The 17,209-nt window shown below is 68.6% G+C and carries 15 protein-coding genes; 4 read left to right on the top strand and 11 right to left on the bottom strand.

Annotated elements, in window-relative coordinates:
- The first annotated feature begins 112 nt into the window (after positions 1 to 112).
- A complete protein-coding gene (gene clpX, locus BQ2383_RS18125; protein WP_091037133.1) occupies positions 113 to 1,381 on the top strand; it encodes an ATP-dependent Clp protease ATP-binding subunit ClpX in 1,269 nt (422 codons plus the stop codon).
- Positions 1,382 to 1,387: 6 nt separating this feature from the next.
- Here the strand turns inward: clpX and BQ2383_RS18120 are convergent, their stop codons facing one another.
- Both BQ2383_RS18120 and BQ2383_RS18115 read right to left on the bottom strand, forming a co-directional pair.
- Positions 1,388 to 1,885 carry a GyrI-like domain-containing protein gene (locus tag BQ2383_RS18120; protein WP_091037130.1) on the bottom strand — a complete coding sequence of 166 codons (498 nt, stop codon included), beginning with the start codon at positions 1,883 to 1,885 and terminating at the stop codon, positions 1,388 to 1,390.
- Positions 1,886 to 1,904: 19 nt separating this feature from the next.
- Positions 1,905 to 3,956 (bottom strand): M3 family metallopeptidase, encoded by a 2,052-nt coding sequence (locus BQ2383_RS18115; protein WP_091037127.1) that lies wholly within the window; start codon positions 3,954 to 3,956, stop codon positions 1,905 to 1,907.
- A 102-nt stretch (positions 3,957 to 4,058) separates the two neighbouring features.
- On the opposite strand from BQ2383_RS18115, the gene BQ2383_RS18110 reads away from it, so the two are divergent.
- Positions 4,059 to 4,682 (top strand): ArsR/SmtB family transcription factor, encoded by a 624-nt coding sequence (locus BQ2383_RS18110; RefSeq protein WP_091037125.1) that lies wholly within the window; start codon positions 4,059 to 4,061, stop codon positions 4,680 to 4,682.
- Positions 4,679 to 4,897: a hypothetical protein gene (locus BQ2383_RS18105; RefSeq protein WP_091037121.1), complete on the top strand. Its 219-nt coding sequence runs from the start codon at positions 4,679 to 4,681 to the stop codon at positions 4,895 to 4,897. The genes BQ2383_RS18110 and BQ2383_RS18105 overlap by 4 nt, the downstream gene beginning before the upstream one ends.
- 31 nt (positions 4,898 to 4,928) lie before the next feature.
- On the opposite strand, the gene BQ2383_RS18100 is transcribed toward BQ2383_RS18105, so the two are convergent.
- Both BQ2383_RS18100 and valS read right to left on the bottom strand, forming a co-directional pair.
- Positions 4,929 to 5,144, bottom strand: a complete 216-nt coding sequence (locus BQ2383_RS18100) for a hypothetical protein (RefSeq protein WP_091037118.1) — start codon at positions 5,142 to 5,144, stop codon at positions 4,929 to 4,931.
- The gene (valS, locus tag BQ2383_RS18095) at positions 5,144 to 7,759 is read right to left on the bottom strand and encodes a valine--tRNA ligase (RefSeq protein ID WP_091037116.1); all 2,616 of its coding nucleotides are present in this window, start codon (positions 7,757 to 7,759) and stop codon (positions 5,144 to 5,146) included. The genes BQ2383_RS18100 and valS overlap by 1 nt, the downstream gene beginning before the upstream one ends.
- 158 nt (positions 7,760 to 7,917) lie before the next feature.
- On the opposite strand from valS, the gene BQ2383_RS18090 reads away from it, so the two are divergent.
- Positions 7,918 to 8,967 (top strand): P1 family peptidase, encoded by a 1,050-nt coding sequence (locus BQ2383_RS18090; RefSeq protein WP_091037114.1) that lies wholly within the window; start codon positions 7,918 to 7,920, stop codon positions 8,965 to 8,967.
- Positions 8,968 to 8,988: 21 nt separating this feature from the next.
- Here BQ2383_RS18090 and BQ2383_RS18085 read toward each other — a convergent pair whose 3' ends face one another.
- The 7 genes from BQ2383_RS18085 to BQ2383_RS18055 form a co-directional block, all read right to left on the bottom strand.
- Positions 8,989 to 9,801: a serine hydrolase gene (locus BQ2383_RS18085; protein WP_091037111.1), complete on the bottom strand. Its 813-nt coding sequence runs from the start codon at positions 9,799 to 9,801 to the stop codon at positions 8,989 to 8,991.
- Positions 9,798 to 10,634 (bottom strand): serine hydrolase, encoded by an 837-nt coding sequence (locus BQ2383_RS18080; protein ID WP_091037109.1) that lies wholly within the window; start codon positions 10,632 to 10,634, stop codon positions 9,798 to 9,800. Before BQ2383_RS18080 ends, BQ2383_RS18085 begins: the two co-directional genes overlap by 4 nt.
- Positions 10,631 to 11,584, bottom strand: a complete 954-nt coding sequence (locus BQ2383_RS18075; RefSeq protein WP_091037106.1) for a S66 peptidase family protein — start codon at positions 11,582 to 11,584, stop codon at positions 10,631 to 10,633. The genes BQ2383_RS18080 and BQ2383_RS18075 overlap by 4 nt, the downstream gene beginning before the upstream one ends.
- Positions 11,581 to 13,230 carry an ATP-binding cassette domain-containing protein gene (locus BQ2383_RS18070; protein WP_091037104.1) on the bottom strand — a complete coding sequence of 550 codons (1,650 nt, stop codon included), beginning with the start codon at positions 13,228 to 13,230 and terminating at the stop codon, positions 11,581 to 11,583. Before BQ2383_RS18070 ends, BQ2383_RS18075 begins: the two co-directional genes overlap by 4 nt.
- Before the next feature lies 1 nt (position 13,231).
- Entirely contained in the window at positions 13,232 to 14,146 is a 915-nt protein-coding gene (locus BQ2383_RS18065; RefSeq protein ID WP_091037101.1) for an ABC transporter permease, read from the bottom strand.
- On the bottom strand, positions 14,143 to 15,186 hold the full coding sequence (locus BQ2383_RS18060) for an ABC transporter permease (protein WP_029261645.1): 1,044 nt from the start codon (positions 15,184 to 15,186) through the stop codon (positions 14,143 to 14,145). The genes BQ2383_RS18065 and BQ2383_RS18060 overlap by 4 nt, the downstream gene beginning before the upstream one ends.
- Positions 15,187 to 15,257: 71 nt before the next feature.
- A complete protein-coding gene (locus tag BQ2383_RS18055; protein WP_091037099.1) occupies positions 15,258 to 17,090 on the bottom strand; it encodes an ABC transporter substrate-binding protein in 1,833 nt (610 codons plus the stop codon).
- Positions 17,091 to 17,209 lie beyond the last annotated feature (119 nt).

Genomic DNA, 17,209 nt, shown 5'->3' with positions numbered 1-17,209 from the left:
TGACTCCTCATGTGTCGCGACCCGATGCCGAGTGCGGTCCAATGCGGCCCAGTGTCGTATGCAGCGGTTAGGCTCGAAGAACGATCTCTGATCCCCCCATAGGAGGACGCGCATGGCCCGCATCGGTGAAAGCGCTGACCTGTTCAAATGCTCTTTCTGCGGAAAGAGCCAGAAGCAGGTCCAGCAGCTGATCGCCGGACCCGGCGTGTACATCTGCGACGAGTGCGTCGAGCTCTGCAACGAGATCATCGAAGAGCGCATGGCCGAGTCCTCCGGCGACGGTGTCGCCGAGTTCGAGCTGCCCAAGCCGCGTGAGATCTTCTCGTTCCTCGAGGAGTACGTCGTCGGTCAGGAGCCCGCCAAGCGCGCTCTCTCCGTCGCCGTCTACAACCACTACAAGCGCGTTCGTGCACTCGGCACTCTGCAGTCCGCCGAGCAGCGGGCCGAAGAGGTCGAGATCGCGAAGAGCAACATCCTGCTCATCGGTCCGACCGGCTGCGGCAAGACCTACCTCGCGCAGACTCTCGCCAAGCGCCTCAACGTGCCCTTTGCCGTGGCCGACGCCACCGCCCTCACCGAGGCCGGGTATGTCGGCGAGGACGTCGAGAACATCCTGCTCAAGCTCATCCAGGCCGCCGACTACGACGTCAAGCGCGCCGAGCAGGGCATCATCTACATCGACGAGGTCGACAAGATCGCCCGCAAGGCCGAGAATCCGTCGATCACCCGTGACGTCTCGGGCGAGGGCGTGCAGCAGGCGCTCCTGAAGATCATCGAGGGCACGGTCGCGTCGGTTCCGCCGCAGGGCGGACGCAAGCACCCGCACCAGGAATTCCTGCAGATCGATACCTCGAACGTGCTGTTCATCGTCGCGGGCGCTTTCGCCGGCCTCGAAGACATCGTGTCCGCGCGCGTCGGCAAGCACGGCATCGGCTTTGGCGCGCCGCTGCACGACAAGGGCAAGGACCTCGACCTGTTCAGCGAGGTGCTTCCCGAAGACCTGCACAAGTTCGGCCTGATCCCCGAGTTCATCGGCCGTCTTCCGGTCGTCACCTCGGTCTCGCCGCTCGACCAGGCTGCGCTCATCGACATCCTCACCGGCCCGCGCAACGCGCTGGTGAAGCAGTACCAGCGCATGTTCGAGATCGACGGCGTGCAGCTCGAGTTCGAAGAAGACGCGCTGCGTTCGATCGCCGACCTCGCCGTCGGTCGCAAGACCGGTGCGCGCGGACTCCGTGCCATCCTCGAAGACGTCCTCGGGCCGATCATGTTCGAGATCCCGTCGGCAGAAGACGTCGCCAAGGTCATCGTGACCCGCGCGGCCGTCGACGAAGGCGCCCCGCCCACCATCGTGATGGAGCGCAAGCGCAAGAGCGCGTGACCTCGATCAGGTCAGCGGCATGATGAGGTCGGTGCGCAGGTCTGCCGGCGTGGTGCTCGGATCGGAGACGTACACCTCGATCCAGACACCTCCGGGGCGGAGCCCCTGCGCTCCGGCCCGTTCGACGAGCCCTGCCCACCCGGCACCCAGTTCGTCGTAGGAACCGAGCACGGTGGTCGCGACCGCCGCCCCCGACGGCAGGGTCGAGCCGACGATGACACTCCCGCTCGCCGTCGGGATCGGATTCTGCGGCGGGGAGTCCACGGGGAAGCCGAGCTCGAGGTCGAAGACACCCATCGGGTCGCCGTGGTAGATCGCGAGCGCGGGTCCGGTCGGGGTCAGCACGTCGCCGGCGAACGTGAGGGCGATCGCCGAGTAGCCCGCGTCGAACGCGTCTTGAAGATCGGCGATGCGGATGCCGTTGTGGCGGATGACGGCGAGCGGAGTGGCGTCGAGGTCGAGGCGGTCAGCGGGGCCGAACGGTGCGTCGGGGAATGCGTTCATCCGCCCAGGTTCTCACGACTCAGTCGCCGAGGCCACGGCGCTTCAACAGCGGCTCGATCTCGGCGTCGCGACCCCGGAAGTCGCGGTAGGCCTCCAGCGGGTCCTTCGAGCCGCCGACACCGAGCAGGCGCCCCCGGAACCGGTCACCGTTGGCGCGGGTGAGTCCGCCGTTCTCTCGGAACCAGTCGACCGTGTCGGCGTCGAGCACCTCGCTCCAGATGTACGAGTAGTAGCCCGCGCTGTAGCCACCGGAGAAGATGTGTGCGAAGTACGTGGACGAGTAGCGGGTGGGGACGGCAGGGTCGTCGAGCCCGATGTCGGCGAGGGCGGCTGCCTCGAACGCGGCGACGTCACCGATCTCCGCGTCGACGCCCACGCGGTGCCAGGCCTGGTCCAGCCATGCGGCGGCCAGGTACTCGCTCGTCGCGTGGCCCTGGTCGAAGGTCTCGGTCGCGCGCAGGCGCTCGACGATGGCGGGGTCGAGCGGTTCGCCGGTCTCGTGGTGGCGGGCGTAGTTGTCGAGGACCTCCGGCCACAGGATCCACATCTCGTTCACCTGACTCGGGAACTCGACGAAGTCGCGGAACACGTTCGTGCCGGCGAAGTGCGGGTAGGTCACCGTCGCGAAGAGTCCGTGGAGGGCATGACCGAACTCGTGGAACAGGGTGGTGACCTCGTCGAGCGTCAGCAGCGTGGGCTCGCCGTCGCCGGGCAGTGGCACATTGAGGTTGTTGACGACGACGGCTGCGGTACCGCGCAGGCGGGACTGACTCACGATCGGGTTCATCCAGGCGCCGCCGCGCTTCGAGTCGCGTGTGTACAGGTCGAGGATGAACAGACCGACGGGCGTGCCGTCTTCGTTGCGAACCTCGAACACCCGAGCGCCGGCATGGTACGCGACGAGGTCGTCGCGTTCTGCGAACGTCACACCGTACAGCTGCGTCGCGGCGAAGAAGACGCCGTCCTGCAGGACGCGCTCCGCCTCGAACCAGGGGCGCAGCGCGCTGGAGTCGATGTCGTACCGGGCCGTGCGCACCCGTTCGGTGTAATACGCCCAGTCGTGGGCCTCCACGGCGAACGGGGCGGATTCGGTCTCGTCGACGATCGTCTGCAGGGCGGCGTGCTCGGTCTTCGCGTTGCGCGCGGAGGGGGTGGCGAGCCGACGCAGCATCTGCTCGACGGCATCCGGAGTCCCGGCCGTCTCGTCGGCGGTGACATACGCCGCATGCGACTCGTACCCGAGCAGCGTCGCACGCTCGGCACGCAGCCGTACGATCTCGAGGAGGACCGGGCGGTTGTCGTTCGCGTTGTCACGTGACCCGCGAGCGAGGGACGCCGCCATGATGCGCCGTCGTGACTCCCGCACACGCAGCTGGGCGAGGGCGGGGTGTCCGGTGAACAACGGGAGAGTGATGAGCAGCTTGCCGTCGAGCCCGCGGTCCGTCGCGGCACGCGCCGCGGCCGACAGCTCTCCCGTGCTCAGACCATCGAGTTCCGCGGGGGAGTCGAACACCACGGCGAGGTCGTTCGTGTCGTTCAGCAGGTTGCGCTCGAACGTGTTCGTCAGCGTCGAGAGCTTCTGGTTCAGCGCCGTCAGTCGTTCTTTGGCCTGATCGTCGAGGGCGGCACCGGCGTGCGTCATCTCACGGTGGTGGCGCTCGACCAGATAACGCTGCTCGGCGTCGAGACCGAGAGCATCCCGCTGCTCGAACACCTGCTGCACCCGCCAGTACAACTGGGCGTCGAGGGTGATCGCGTCCTGGTGAGCGGCCATCAGGGGTGCGAGCTGCTCGTCGATCTCCTGGATCTCGGGCGTCGCATCCGCGGAGCTGACCGTGTAGAAGGCGTGGGCGACCCGGTCGAGCAACTCGCCGGAGCGTTCGAGCGCCTCGAGGGTGTTCTCGAAGGTCGGCATCGATCGCACCATCGTGATGCGGGCGACCTCGCGGAGCTGCTCCTCGAACCCGGCTCGGAACGCCGGGAGATAGTGCTCGGGGCGGATCGCGGGGTAATCGGGAAGCCCGAACGGGAGCGTCGACGGCTGCAGCAGCGGATTCGTGGCGTCGGTCATCCTCCGAGCCTAACCACCGATGCGGGCAGAGGTCGGGAACCGTGCAGACAGTGTTGCAAAGAAATACTTGCAAAGAAAGTTTTGCAAAGGTATCTTTGCATCATGACGAACGAGACGCAGGTACGGACGCTCGATGCCGGGGCGCTGAAGGCGCTGGCGCACCCGCTTCGGGTGAAGATCTTCGACCTGCTCGCGGCTCGTGGCCCGCAGACCGCCAGTTCGCTGGCGGCGCTCGTGGGGGAGACCTCCGGATCGACCAGTTACCACCTTCGAGCTCTCGCCGCCCACGACCTCATCCGCGAGGTGGAGGGGCGCGGCACCGCCCGCGAGCGGTGGTGGGAGCGGCCGAAGGGACGCATCGACGTTCCCGGTCCCGACGATATGACCTCGCCGGCCAACCGCGCCGCCGCCCAGATCGTCAACTCGGAGTTCTTCCGGCTGCGTCACGAGACCCTGATGGCCTACGTCAATCGCCCTCAGGCGGACGTGCCGGAGGAGTGGCGCGACACCGGCATCATCATGACCACGCACCTGGACCTGACGCCGGAGCAGGCGACGTCGCTCCGCGATGAGCTCGAGGTGATCGTCGAGCGCGCGATCGAGCGCTACCGGGGTCAGACGGGCCCGGACGTCCGGCGGGTGTCGCTGCGGACCGAGCTCTTCGACCTGTCGACGCCGTCGGCACCGACATCCGCCCCCGCCGCCGACATGGAGGAGGAATCATGACCAGTGCGACGCTTCACCTGATGGCTCCGACCCACACCGAGGTTCGTGTGCTCCGGCTGGCCGACACGCTCACCACATGGGTCGCGCGCCGCGTCGCCCGTCGGGCCGAGCGTCGCGCGAGGGTTCTCGACAGGCTGCGGCAGCAGCAGACGCCGGCGCAGGACCCGCGGTCGCTGACCCGCGCGCTCGCGCAGCTCGACATCCCTCGGTTCTGAAGGAGCCCGAAGTATCTCCGCGCGGGCCTGCTCAGTCCGCGAAGGGGCGGGCGACGACCTCGCCGGACGCGGCCTGGAAGACCTCCCAGCCGGCGTCGAGCTCCGCGATGGCGCGACCCTCGAGCCAGGTGAGGGTCCAGTGGCCGGTGAGGCCCTTCGCCTCCACCGCGGAGATCGCCGGCCGCAGCGATGCGGGGACCGAGGCCGGTGCCTCGGAACCGGCCGCCCATCGAGTGCCGAGCTGCATCAGGAACCCTCGACCGGTGCGAGCTCGATCGCGGTGACCGCGAACTCCTCGGCCTCGCTGAAATCGAGCTCGGCGATGCGGCCGACGGCGCGGAGATCGTCTGCGGCGGCACGGAGCGCCTCGAGCTTTGCGGCGGGAGCCGCGATCGCGGCGCGCGAGACGGGGGTCTTCTGCGACGCTTTCGCCTCGGTCTTCGCGCGGCGGATGCCGATCAGCGCCTCACTCGCGGCGGAGAGCACGGCCGGGTCGCCGTCGATGCCGAGCGGCGTGGGCCACTCCGCCGTGTGCACGGACCCTTCCTCGAACCACGACCACGACTCCTCCGTGGCGAAGGAGAGCACCGGTGCCAGCAGGCGGAGGAGCGTCGAAAGGGCCAGACGCAGCGAGAGTGCTGCGGAGGCCTGGCCCACGTCGGCCTGATTGTAGGCGCGCTCCTTCACGAGCTCGAGGTAGTCGTCGCAGAAGGTCCAGAAGAACGCTTCGGTCAGCTCGAGCGCGCGGGCGGCGTCGTAGCGGTCGTAGGCCTTGGTCGCCTCGGCCACCACACCGTCGAGCGCTGTCAGCATCGATGCGTCCAGGGCGTGCGTGACCTGCGCACCCTCGGGCACGGGGAACGACAGCACGAACTTGGCGGCGTTGAGCACCTTGATGGCCAGACGACGGCCGATCTTCACCTGCGTGGGGTTCTGCGGGTCGAACGCGGCGTCCATGCCGAGGCGGCTGGAGGCGGCCCAGTAGCGCACCGCGTCGGAGCCGTGCGATTCGAGCACGTCGGCCGGGGTGACCACGTTGCCCTTCGACTTCGACATCTTCTTGCGGTCGGGGTCGACGATGAAGCCGGAGATCGCGGCGTTGCGCCACGGGGTCCTGCCGTCTTCGAGAGTGGAGCGCAGCATGGTCGAGAACAGCCAGGTGCGGATGATGTCCTGACCCTGCGGGCGCAGGTCGAACGGAGCGGTGAGGTTCCAGAGTTCCTCGTCGCGCTGCCAGCCGCCCGCGAGCTGCGGAGTCAGGGACGACGTCGCCCAGGTGTCGAGGATGTCGGCCTCGGCGTCGAACCCGCCGGCCACGCCGCGCTGGTCCTCGGTGTATCCGGCGGGGACATCGGTCGTCGGGTCGATCGGGAGCGTCGCCGCGTCGGGAGCGAGCACGCGGTCGTAGTCACGCTCGCCGTTCTCGTCGAGCGCGTACCAGAGCGGGATCGGCACTCCGAAGAATCGCTGGCGCGACACGAGCCAGTCGCCGGTGAGGCCGCCGACCCAGTTCTCGTAGCGCACGCGCATGAACTCGGGGTGCCAGGCGAGCTCTTGACCATGGGCGATGAGCGTGTCGCGCAGCGCGCCGTCGCGGGCGCCGTTGCGGATGTACCACTGGCGGGTGGACACGATCTCGAGCGGACGGTCGCCCTTCTCGAAGAACTTCACCGCGTGGTTGAACGGCTTGCCGACCGCGGTCATGTCGCCGGTCTCCTGCAGCTTCTCGACGATGGCCTTGCGTGCGCTGAAGACGGTCTTGCCCGCGAGCTCCTCGGCGTACCAGGTGATCGCCGCGGGGTTCGTGACGGATGTCGGGGCCTCCGGGAGGAAGCGCCCGTCCAGGCCGATCGTCGTCATGTTCGGCAGCGGCTCGTTCTCGGTGGTGCGCAGTTCGCGCCACCACACGATGTCGGTCACGTCACCGAAGGTGCAGACCATCGCCGCTCCCGTGCCCTTGTCGGGCTGGGCGAGGTGGTGTCCGTGGATCTCGATCTCGGCGTCGAAGAAGGGCGTGCGCACCTTGGTGCCGATGAGGTGCTTGTGCGGACCCTCCGGGTGCGTCACGAGCGCGATGCACGCGGGGAGCAGCTCCGGACGCGTGGTGTCGATCGCCAGCGTGCCCGATCCGTCCGCGAAGGGGAACTCGATGGTGTGGTACGCGGCCTGCTGGTCGCGATCTTCGAGCTCGGCCTGGGCGATCGCGGAGCGGAAGTCGATGTCCCACAGGGTCGGTGCGAGTGCCTGGTACGCCTCGCCGCGCTCGATGTTGCGCAGGAAAGCGAGCTGGCTCTGGCGGATCGTGTCGTCGGAGATCGTGCGGTAGGTCTGCGTCCAGTCCACGCTCAGTCCGAGCTGGCGGAACAGGGCCTCGAACTGCTTCTCGTCCTCGATCGTGAGGCGCTCACAGAGCTCGATGAAGTTGCGGCGACTGATCGGCTGCTGGTCGGCCGCGCGGCTCGACTTGTTGTCGCCGCCCTCGAACGGCGGCGTGAAGTCGGCGTCGTAGGGGAGCGAGGGGTCGCAGCGCACGCCGTAGTAGTTCTGCACGCGGCGCTCGGTGGGGAGGCCGTTGTCGTCCCATCCCATCGGGTAGAACACGGTCTTGCCGCGCATGCGCTCGTAGCGCGCCTTCACGTCGGTGTGCGTGTACGAGAACACGTGCCCGATGTGAAGGCTTCCGGATGCCGTCGGCGGCGGGGTGTCGATGGAGTACACGCCCTCGCGGCCGGACTGTGCCGCGCGCAGACGGTCGAACAGGTAGGTGCCCTGATCTACCCAGGCGGCGTCCCACTTCGCTTCGAGACCTTCGAGTGCGGGCTTGTCGGGAATCCCGGTGGGAATCGATTCGGAAGCAGGCATGGGGATCTCCTCGAGCGATGTATGCGGCACTGTGTGAGCGTGCCTGAGTGTGGGTTGTGCGCACCAGTCTATCGAGCGAGTGGGAGGCCGGCTCGACACGGCAGAGTCGTCCGGCGCGGCGCGGATGTGCGCTGCTGCACCCCTGGAAGGATTGGAGCATGACACTGCTGTCGTCCGCCTCCTCCCGTCCCCGCCTCGCCGACCTCGGTGTGCCGTCGGGGGCGTTCGCGCGCGGTGCGGAGAACGCCATCACCGATGTCGGCGGTGTCCGGGTCGGGCACGCCACGCTGCACGGCGACGGTCTCCACACCGGGGTCACCGCGATCGTGCCCGATACCCTGACCGGGGAGCGCCGCAGCCTCCCCGCGAACCTCTCGGTCGGCAACGGCTACGGCAAGCTCGTCGGCGCCACGCAACTTCGTGAGCTCGCCGCGCTGGAGACCCCGATCCTCCTCACCTCGACCCTGTCGGTCTTCCGCGTCGCCGACGCGCTGCTCGGACACCTGCTGGCGACCCCGGCGCACGCGCGGACGACGACGCTGAACCCGGTCGTCGGGGAGACGAACGACGGCTTCCTCTCCGACATCCGACGCCGGGCCGTCGGCGAGGAGCAGGTGGTCCAGGCGTTGGAGGCGGCGGCCGCCGGTCCCGTCGTGGAGGGGTGTGTCGGGGCCGGCGCGGGGACGGTCGCTCTCGGCTACAAGGGCGGCATCGGCACGTCATCCCGGCTCGTCGACGTCGCGGGACAGACGCGTACGGTCGGTGCCCTGGTGCAGACCAACTTCAGCGGGACGCTGCGGATCGCGGGAGTGCCGCTTCCCGCGGAGGAGCTGCTGTCCGGGGCCGCAGCTCAGCCCGTCGGCAACTCGTGCATGATCGTCGTCGCGACGGATGCGGCCGTGGATGGTCGGCAGCTCGGGCGAGTCGCCAATCGTGCGGTGTTCGCGATGCGGGGCGTCGGCGCCGACTACGCGCAGGGCAGCGGCGACTACGCGATCGCGTTCTCGGTGCACGATCCGGCGCTCGGAGGGCCGGTGGCGGACGACGTGCTGTCGCCGCTGTTCGCCGCCACGATGGATGCCGTGGAGGAGGCCCTGATCAACTCCGTGCTCGCCGCCGAGACGACCGTCGGCCCGGATGGTCGGACCGCGCGTGCGGTGCCCATCGGCGAGGTCCGGGCGCGTCTCGCCCGCGCCGGGGCCGTCTGACCCGCGTGCACAGCCGCGGACTCACCCGGCGAGCGCGCTGCGGATGCCCTCGCCGATCGTGCGCATCGCGGCCAGCACCGGTCCGCGCCCGTCCGTGCCGCGGTCCCAGTTCGCCAGCACCGCATAGGCGATCCGGCGATCCGGCGACATCACGATGCCCGTGTCGGCGCGCACCCGGGAGATCGTGCCGGTCTTGTTGAGCAGCCAGATGCCGCGGTCGAAGCCCCAGTGTGCGAGCGGGTCGAGGTCGAAGGCGGACGCGACCATCGACAGGTCCATGCCCGCGCCGAGCCAGCGTCGGAGGGTGTCGGCCGATGCCGGGGTCAGGTCGGTCCCGTCGGCGAGACGCGTCATGAATCGCACCAGTTCGGTGGCGCTCGCATGCGACAGCGTCGTCGGAGCGCCGGGCGGGATCGGCCATCGCACGATGTCGTCCAGCGCGGAGGAGGTGTAGCCGAGGGCGCGCGTGTGCTCCTGGACCACGGGGATCCCGATCACCCGGCCCAGGGTGTTCGTCGCGGCGTTGTCGCTGACCGCGCCGATGAGGGCGGCCACGTCGTAGAGCGACAGCTCCGCCGCTTGCAGCAGGTACCAGAGTCCGGAGTCGTCGATGGACTCCACGGGGCGGCGCGTCACGCGCTCTTCCAGGCTCCGCGTCCCGGCATCGACCTCGGTGAGCAGCCGATGCAGGAGGAAGATCTTGCCGACGCTCGCGGTGTCGAGCGCCGCCTCGGGCTCATGCTGCAGCAGCACCTCGCCGGTGTCGATGTCCTTCACCAGGACGGACCACACCGTGCCGTGATCCGCAGGCAGTTCCGCGCCGATGACGCTCATGCGAGCCCCGTCTCGTCACGCGCGAGCCCGGTGACATGCAGTCGGATCCGTTCTCCGATGTCTCTCATGCCGTCGATGACGGGCGCGCGCAGATCGGTCGGACTCTGCTTCCAGTTCGCGGCCACCGCGTAGGCGACGGTCGCGACGGGGCCGCGGAGCAGGCCGGTGTCGACGCGGGCGAATCCGACGCTGCCGGTCTTGTGCCGCAGGACCATGCCCTGGTACTCGGCGTCCACGTGGGCGAGCGGGTCGAGCAGGAAGGCATCGGCGGTCATGGACGTGTCGGTGTCGGCGGCCAGCCAGTCGAGCACGCGTGCGCTCACCGCGGGGGAGAAGGCCTCACCGGCACCGAGGCGGCGCATCAGGTCGGTCAGTTCCGCCGCGGTGCCGTACGACGGTGTCCAGGGCAGGTCGGGCGTGCGCTCGTTGCGGATGTAGTCGTGCAGCGAGGTCTGCGTGTATCCGAGGGCCGGCGCGACGGCGCGCACGGACTCGAGGCCGCACAGGTGGATGAGGGCGTTCGTGGCGAGGTTGTCGCTCACCGCGCCGACGAGGAGGGCGGCGTCGTGCACGCCGATACCCTGATTGCGCATCCGGTAGAGTAGACCGGAGTCCTCCACACGGTGCCCCTCCGGGATGGCGACCGGCTGATCCGGATCGAGCGTGCCGTCTTCGAGTCGGCGCGCGACTTCGAGCAGGAGGAAGATCTTGCCGATGCTGGCGGTCTCGCACTGCACGTGTGGGTCGTGCTCGGCGAGGGTGGCGCCGCTGTCGGCGTCGATCATCCGCACCGACCAGGTGATGCGGGGATCGAGCGTCGGCACGGCGATCATCCGGGCACTCCCACCGTGAGTCGCGGCTCATCCGTCATCGCATCGAGGACGCCGTCGACGCCGAGGGGGATCGTCAGGGCGTGCGGGTCGTGCCCGAAGCCCTGCTCCCACAGCACGGGCACACCGGCGTCCTGGAACTCGTCGCGCATGAGGGCGTGCACGAGCTCGAGGTCGCCGCATTCGTGCCAGGAGCCCAGCACGATCCCGGTCGCCTGCGCGAGTCGCCCCGCCCTCCGCAGCTGCGTCACGAAGCTGTCCAGCCGGTACGGCTCCTCGGTGATGTCCTCGAGGAAGAGGATGCCGGGAGCGGGCACGGCAGCCTCGGGGGCGCCGAGCCCGGCGGCGAGCAGGCTGAGATTGCCGCCGGTGAAACGCCCGATCGCACGCCCCGGTGTCATCACCTCGGTCTTCGGGCCGATCAGCTCGCGTCCGCGCCAGGGCTCGAACAACCACCGCTGCACGTCGGCGCGCACCTGTTCCGAGTCGCGGAAGACGTTGTTGCCCGCCATCGGGCAGAACAGCGTCGCCAGGTCCAGGTGCGCGCGCATGGTCTCGTGCAGCGCGGTGATGTCGGAGGAGCCGGTGAGGAGCTTCGGGCGACCGTCGCGCCGCAGCGCTCCGCGGCGCATCTCCGCCCAGTCGATGCCGTCGAGCAGTCGCAGTGCCCCGTACCCGCCCCGGGCGGCCACGACGGCGTCCACGTCCGGGTCCATCCACGCATCGACGAGATCCGAGCGGCGCACGTCGTCGGGACCGGCGAGGTACGACGCGCGCGGGTGCGGGGTGAGCACGTGGTCGCCCACCCGCACCCGCAGACCCCATGACTCGTAGTAGTCGACCGCGCGCTGCGTGTTCTCCTCGTTCCCCGGCCCGGACGGCGAGACGATCGCCACGGTGTCTCCGGGCTGCAGCGGGGCGGAGTCGAGGTAAGGAGAGGTCGTGCGGGTCATGCCGGCTGCTCCTCGATGCGCGGTGCTGCGGAGAGCAGATGCCGGGTGTACTCGTGCTGTGGATTCAACAGGACCTCCTCGGTCGTGCCCCGTTCGACGATCTCCCCGCGGTACATCACGGCGACGCTGTGGGCGATGTTCCAGGCGAGGCCCAGGTCGTGCGTGATGACGAGCGCGGAGAGTCCGAGCCGCCGGCGCAGGTCGAGCAGCAGGCCGAGGATCTCTCCCCGCACCGAGGCATCGAGCGAAGCGACGGGTTCGTCGGCGATGAGCATCTGCGGCTGCACGGCGAGGGCACCGGCGATGACCACGCGCTGGCGCTGCCCGCCGCTGAGCTCCTGTGGGATGGCACTGAAGAACCTCTCCGGCGGCGTCATCTCGGCATCCGTGAGGCTCTGGGCCACGCGCTCGCGTTCGTCGCCTGTGAAGTGCTGCACCCGCAGACCTTCGGCGACCGACTCGTACACGCTGTGCTTCGGGTTCAGCGCGGCCCAGGGATCCTGGAGCACGAGCTGCACCTGAGAGCGGAAGTGCGCGAGGTCGCGGCCCTTCGTGGGCATCTCCGCGCCGTCGAAGAGGATCCGTGAGCCGGGGTCGGCGGGCTGCAGGCCCATGAGCGCCCTGGCGAGTGTCGACTTCCCCGAACCGGATTGTCCGACGAGCGCGACGATCTCGCCTCGACGCACGGTGAGGTCGACGTCGCGCACGGCGTGCACCGGTCGACTGCCCGAGCGATAGGTGACGTTGACCCCGCGGGCCTCCAGCAGCACCTCGTCGCCATGGGCGATGTCCGGCACCTCGTCGGCGCCCTGCCCGTGCCGGGTCACCGGCGCCAGGCGGGAGGCCGGATCGCCGATGGTGGGGAAGGCGTCGGCCAGCTGCCGGGTGTAGTCCTGCGTCGGACGTGTGCAGACGGCGTAGCTCTCACCGACCTCGACGAGTTCGCCGTCGCGCATGATGGCGATGCGCTGGCACGCCGTCGCGAGGACCGACAGGTCGTGGCTGATCATCAGCATCGAGATGCCGCGCTCGGAGACGAGCCGCGAGATCATGTCGAGGATCTGCTTCTGCACGATGACATCGAGAGCGGTCGTCGGCTCGTCGGCGATGATGACCTCGGGGTCGCACGCCAGGGCCATCGCGATCATCACCCGCTGCTTCTGGCCGCCGGAGAGCTCGTGCGGGTACGACTCGGACTTCTGCTGCGGGAGGTCGACGACATCCAGCAGCTCCGCCATGCGCTGCTTGCGGCCCTTCTCGCTCTTCCAGCGATCCGACGCGTGCAGCTCCAGGGCCTCGAGCAGCTGCCAGCCCACGGTCCGTACCGGGTTCAGCGAGTGCATCGCCCCCTGGAACACGATGGAGGTCTGCGCCCAGCGCACCGCGCGGAGCTGGCCGAAGGAGAGCTCCGCGACGTCCTGGTCGCCCAGGAGCACGCGGCCGCTCAGGCGTGCGTTGTGGGGCAGCAGGCGCAGTACGCTCATCGCCAGGGTCGATTTACCGGACCCCGACTCCCCGGCGATGCCGAGCGTCTGGCCCGCCGGCAGCGTCAGTGAGACGTTGCGGACGGCGGCGACCTCGTCCCGCCCGGCGCGCCCGGCGGTGCGGTAGGTGATCGAGACGTCGTCGAAGATCAGATCGGGCATGTCATCGGCTCCTCAGCGTCGGGTTCGTGATGTTCTCGACGGCGCGGCCCATCAGGGTGAACGACAGCACCACCAGGACGATCGCGATACCGGGCACGAGCACGTACCACCAGTAGCCGCTGGTCGCCGCGGACACGTCCATCGCGTTCTTCAGGATCGAGCCCCAGGACTGCAGCGTGGTGTCGCCGAGCCCGAGGAACGCCAGCGTGGACTCGGAGATGATCGCCGAACCCACCGTGAGCGTGGTGTTGGCGAGCACCAGAGGCAGCACGCCGGGGAGGAGGTGCTTGATGATGATGTGCCAGTGGCCGGCGCCGAGGGCCCGCGAGCGCTCGATGTAGTCGCGCGATTCGATCGACAGGGTCTGCGCCCGCACCACGCGCGCCGTGCCCGCCCAGGATGTGAGCCCGATCGCGATGATGATCGTCCAGACACCGCGGCTGAGCACCGAGGAGAGCACGATCGCGAGGATGAGCGAGGGCAGCACGAGGAAGAAGTCGATGATGCGCATCATCAGGCCGCCGAAGAAGCCGGTGAAGTGACCGGCGGAGAGCCCGACCAGTGTGCCGATGACCATCGACATGGCGGTGGCCGCGAGTCCGACCAGAAGGGAGACGCGCGCCCCCCACACCATGCGGACCCAGATCTCGCGGCCCTGCTGATCGGTGCCGAGCGGATGCTGCCACGAGGGCGGCGCGAACCGCTCCGGGTCGACGAGCTTGGTGACGTCGAGCATGCTCGACGGTGCGATCACCGGTGCCAGGATCGCCACCGCCGCGACGATGACCAGGAAGATCAGACCGACCATGCCCGCGCGGTGGTGCGTGAACTGGCGGCAGAAGTCGGCGAACGCCGCCCCGCGGCGGTGCCAGGCGAGCGCGCGGGGCGAGCGGATGGAAGTGGATGCCGTGCTCATGCGCGCCTCACCCTCGGGTCGAGCTGACGGTAGATGAGGTCCGCGATGAGGTTCATCACGATGATGATCGTGGAGAACACCACGAAGGTGCCCTGCAGGAGGGGCAGGTCGGGACCGGAGATGGCCTCGAAGGTGAGCTTGCCCAGTCCGGGCCACGAGAACACGGTCTCCACCGTCACCGCCCCGGCGATCAGCCCGCCGATGTGCATGAAGACGAGGGTGACGGTCGGGAGCAGGGCGTTGGGGACGGCGTGGCGTCGGCGCACGAGGTCCTCCCGCAGTCCCTTCGCGCGCGCGGTCGTGAGATAGTCGGCGCCCATCTCCTCCAGGAGCGAGCTGCGCATCACCATCAGGTACTGCGCATAGACGACGGCGACCATCGTGATCACGGGCAGGACCATGTGCGAGATCACGTCGAGGACGGCGCCGACGGGATCGGTGGGCGGGTTGGGGGAGACCATCCCGCCGGTGGGGAACCAGTGCAGCGTGCCGCCGAAGATCATCAGCAGCAGCAGGGCGAGCCAGAACGTCGGGACCGACCAGAACACCAGCGAGGTGCCCGAGACGATGCGGTCGAAGGTGGAGCCGTGCTTCCACGCGGCCTTCTGCCCGAGCCACAGGCCGAGGGCGATGGCGATGATCGCCGCGGTGCCGGTGAGGAGGATCGTGTTCCAGAAGTACATGCCGATGAGTTCGGAGACCGACGTGCGGTACACGTAGCTCGTGCCGAAGTTCAGCGTGAAGACGTTGCCGAGGTAGTCGATGAACTGCTGCCACAGGGGCTTGTTCAGGCCGAGCTGCTCGCGCAGCTGCGCCACCTGTTCGGCGCTCATGCCGCGCTCGCGCGCGATCGATGCGACCGGGTCTCCGGGCAGGATCTTGAAGGCGAAGAATCCGAGGAGGATGACCATCGCCATGCTGATGGCCGCGCCGCCCAGCTTGACCAGGAAGTAGCGGAGGCCGCCGAGACCTCTCGGCTGCTCCTCGGCTGCGGCGCTGGTGGCGATGGCGGATGTGGATGGGGGAACCGCGTTCGACATGAAGTCTCCTTACAGCGGACCGGGAGACGCCGCGGGGGCGGATGCCCGCCGCCCGCGGCGTCTCGCTGGAGTCATTCGACGTCGGCGATGTTGCGACGACGGATCAGGAAGAAGACCAGTCCTCCGATGAGGACCACTCCCACCACGATGCCTCCGATGATGAGTCCGGTGTTCGTGCCGGTGCCGCTGGCGGTCGCGCCCTCGACGGGCTCCACCGTGAGGTAGCCCCAGTAGCCGGCCTGGTTCGCGATGATGCCACCGTCCTTGGGCTGCAGGGTGAAGCCGGTGAACCGGTCGGAGCGGTAGGCCTCGAGCGAGTTGGCGTACCAGGTGGCGACCTGCGCCGTGTCGGTGTAGTTCAGCGCCAGCATGTCGTGCACGATCTCCTGGCGCTTCTCCTCGTCGATCTCGGAGCGCTGCTGGGCGTACAACTCGTCGAACTCGGGGTTGCAGTAGCCGTCCTGCGTGGTGCCGCCGGTGCCGTCGGTCGCCGTGGGCAGGTTCATGCAGGTGTTGATGCCGAGCTGGTAGTCGGGGTCGGGGTTGACGGACCATCCGCTGAAGTACAGGTCGTAGTCGCCGGACGTGGCCTTCGCGCTGATGGTGTCGGAGTCGGTCGACTCGACCGCGATCTCGATCCCGATGTCCTTCATCCACGGGACGAAGAACTCGGCGATGGACTGCTCGTTCGAGTCGTCGGCGTCCGTCAGCAGGCGCAGGCTCAGACGCTGTCCGTCCTTCTCCCTGATGCCGTCGGCAGCGGGCACCCAGCCCGCGTCGTCGAGCTTCGCCTTCGCGGCGTCGGGGTCGAACCCGACGATCACCTCGTCGTCGTTCGAGAGGTGCCACTTCGGGAAGGACGCGGGGATGAAGCTGGTGGCCTGCACGCCCTCGCCGGCGAGGACCTTGTCGAGCAGCGTCTCCGTGTCGGTGCCGAGGCGGATCGCCTGACGGACCTCGAGGTCCGTCAGCGCCGCGTTACCGGTGCCGTAGGGCACGTTCTCGCGGGTCTGCTGGCCCAGGTTGATGCTGATCGAGTGATAGCGGCGTCCGATCCCGGAATGGGTCGTGATGCCCTCGACGCCGTCGAGCGCCTCGAACTGCGTCGGGGTGAGGCCCGAGACGAGGTCGACGTCGCCGGCCTTCAGCGCCTGCACCTGGGCGTCCGAGTTGGTGTAGTACACGTACTGGATCGCGTCGATCTTGGGGGCGCCACGCCAGAAGTTCTTGTTCGCCTTGAGCACGATCGACTGGTTGGCCGAGTAGCTGTCCAGGACGAAGGGGCCGGAGCCGACCACCTCGGAGTCGTTCGCGAACGTGGTCGGGTCGTCGACCGCCTCCCAGATGTGCTGCGGGACGATCGGGATCTCGGAGCCGGGGTTGGGCGCCTGCGGCGTCTTGAGCGAGATCACCACGGTCTTGTCGTCGGGAGTCTCGACCGAGTCGAAGTTGGAGACGAGGTTGCCGTTCGCGGTCCCGAGGGCCGGCACGGTCATCATCTGGTCGTAGGTGTACTTCACATCGGCCGAGGTGATCGGCTCGCCGTCCGACCAGGTGAGATCGTCCTGCAGGGTGAAGGTCCAGGTCTGGCCGCCGTCGCTGGCCTCCCAGGAGTCGGCGAGGCCCTTGGTGGGGGAGCCGTCCTCGGCGTCGTTCTGCACGAGGGACTCGTACACGTAGCGGATGATGTTCGTCGGCGTCAGGTAGATCGAGATGAACGGGTTGAACGTGTCGACGAAGCCGGACGTCGCGATGCGCAACGTGGTCTCGGAGGCGGGGGATTCGGTCGCGGCACTCACGGACTGCGCCTGAGCGGCACCGGCGGGAGCAGCGATGAGCAGCGCGGAGGCGATCGCAGCGGCGGTCAGACTTCGTGCTGTTCTGGAGCGGGGGGCAAGACGCATAGAAGAAGTCCCTTCGGGCGCCGCCCGGATCCACGATGAAGCCGGGTCGGTGGAGACCATGCAAGCGGAAGTCTGCCCCTGGGTCAAGGGATTCGTTGCGTATCGTCGAAGATTTTTCG

The organism is Microbacterium oxydans (assembly GCF_900095745.1).
Classification (GTDB): domain Bacteria; phylum Actinomycetota; class Actinomycetes; order Actinomycetales; family Microbacteriaceae; genus Microbacterium; species Microbacterium oxydans_B.
This window is presented reverse-complemented; position numbering and strand designations above follow the sequence as displayed.

Coding starts and splice junctions, on each gene's coding strand:
- clpX (WP_091037133.1), top strand. CDS start 113: ATGGCCCGCATCGGTGAAAGCGCTGACCTGTTCAAATGCTCTTTCTGC.
- BQ2383_RS18120 (WP_091037130.1), bottom strand. CDS start 1,885: ATGAACGCATTCCCCGACGCACCGTTCGGCCCCGCTGACCGCCTCGAC.
- BQ2383_RS18115 (WP_091037127.1), bottom strand. CDS start 3,956: ATGACCGACGCCACGAATCCGCTGCTGCAGCCGTCGACGCTCCCGTTC.
- BQ2383_RS18110 (WP_091037125.1), top strand. CDS start 4,059: ATGACGAACGAGACGCAGGTACGGACGCTCGATGCCGGGGCGCTGAAG.
- BQ2383_RS18105 (WP_091037121.1), top strand. CDS start 4,679: ATGACCAGTGCGACGCTTCACCTGATGGCTCCGACCCACACCGAGGTT.
- BQ2383_RS18100 (WP_091037118.1), bottom strand. CDS start 5,144: ATGCAGCTCGGCACTCGATGGGCGGCCGGTTCCGAGGCACCGGCCTCG.
- valS (WP_091037116.1), bottom strand. CDS start 7,759: ATGCCTGCTTCCGAATCGATTCCCACCGGGATTCCCGACAAGCCCGCA.
- BQ2383_RS18090 (WP_091037114.1), top strand. CDS start 7,918: ATGACACTGCTGTCGTCCGCCTCCTCCCGTCCCCGCCTCGCCGACCTC.
- BQ2383_RS18085 (WP_091037111.1), bottom strand. CDS start 9,801: ATGAGCGTCATCGGCGCGGAACTGCCTGCGGATCACGGCACGGTGTGG.
- BQ2383_RS18080 (WP_091037109.1), bottom strand. CDS start 10,634: ATGATCGCCGTGCCGACGCTCGATCCCCGCATCACCTGGTCGGTGCGG.
- BQ2383_RS18075 (WP_091037106.1), bottom strand. CDS start 11,584: ATGACCCGCACGACCTCTCCTTACCTCGACTCCGCCCCGCTGCAGCCC.
- BQ2383_RS18070 (WP_091037104.1), bottom strand. CDS start 13,230: ATGCCCGATCTGATCTTCGACGACGTCTCGATCACCTACCGCACCGCC.
- BQ2383_RS18065 (WP_091037101.1), bottom strand. CDS start 14,146: ATGAGCACGGCATCCACTTCCATCCGCTCGCCCCGCGCGCTCGCCTGG.
- BQ2383_RS18060 (WP_029261645.1), bottom strand. CDS start 15,186: ATGTCGAACGCGGTTCCCCCATCCACATCCGCCATCGCCACCAGCGCC.
- BQ2383_RS18055 (WP_091037099.1), bottom strand. CDS start 17,090: ATGCGTCTTGCCCCCCGCTCCAGAACAGCACGAAGTCTGACCGCCGCT.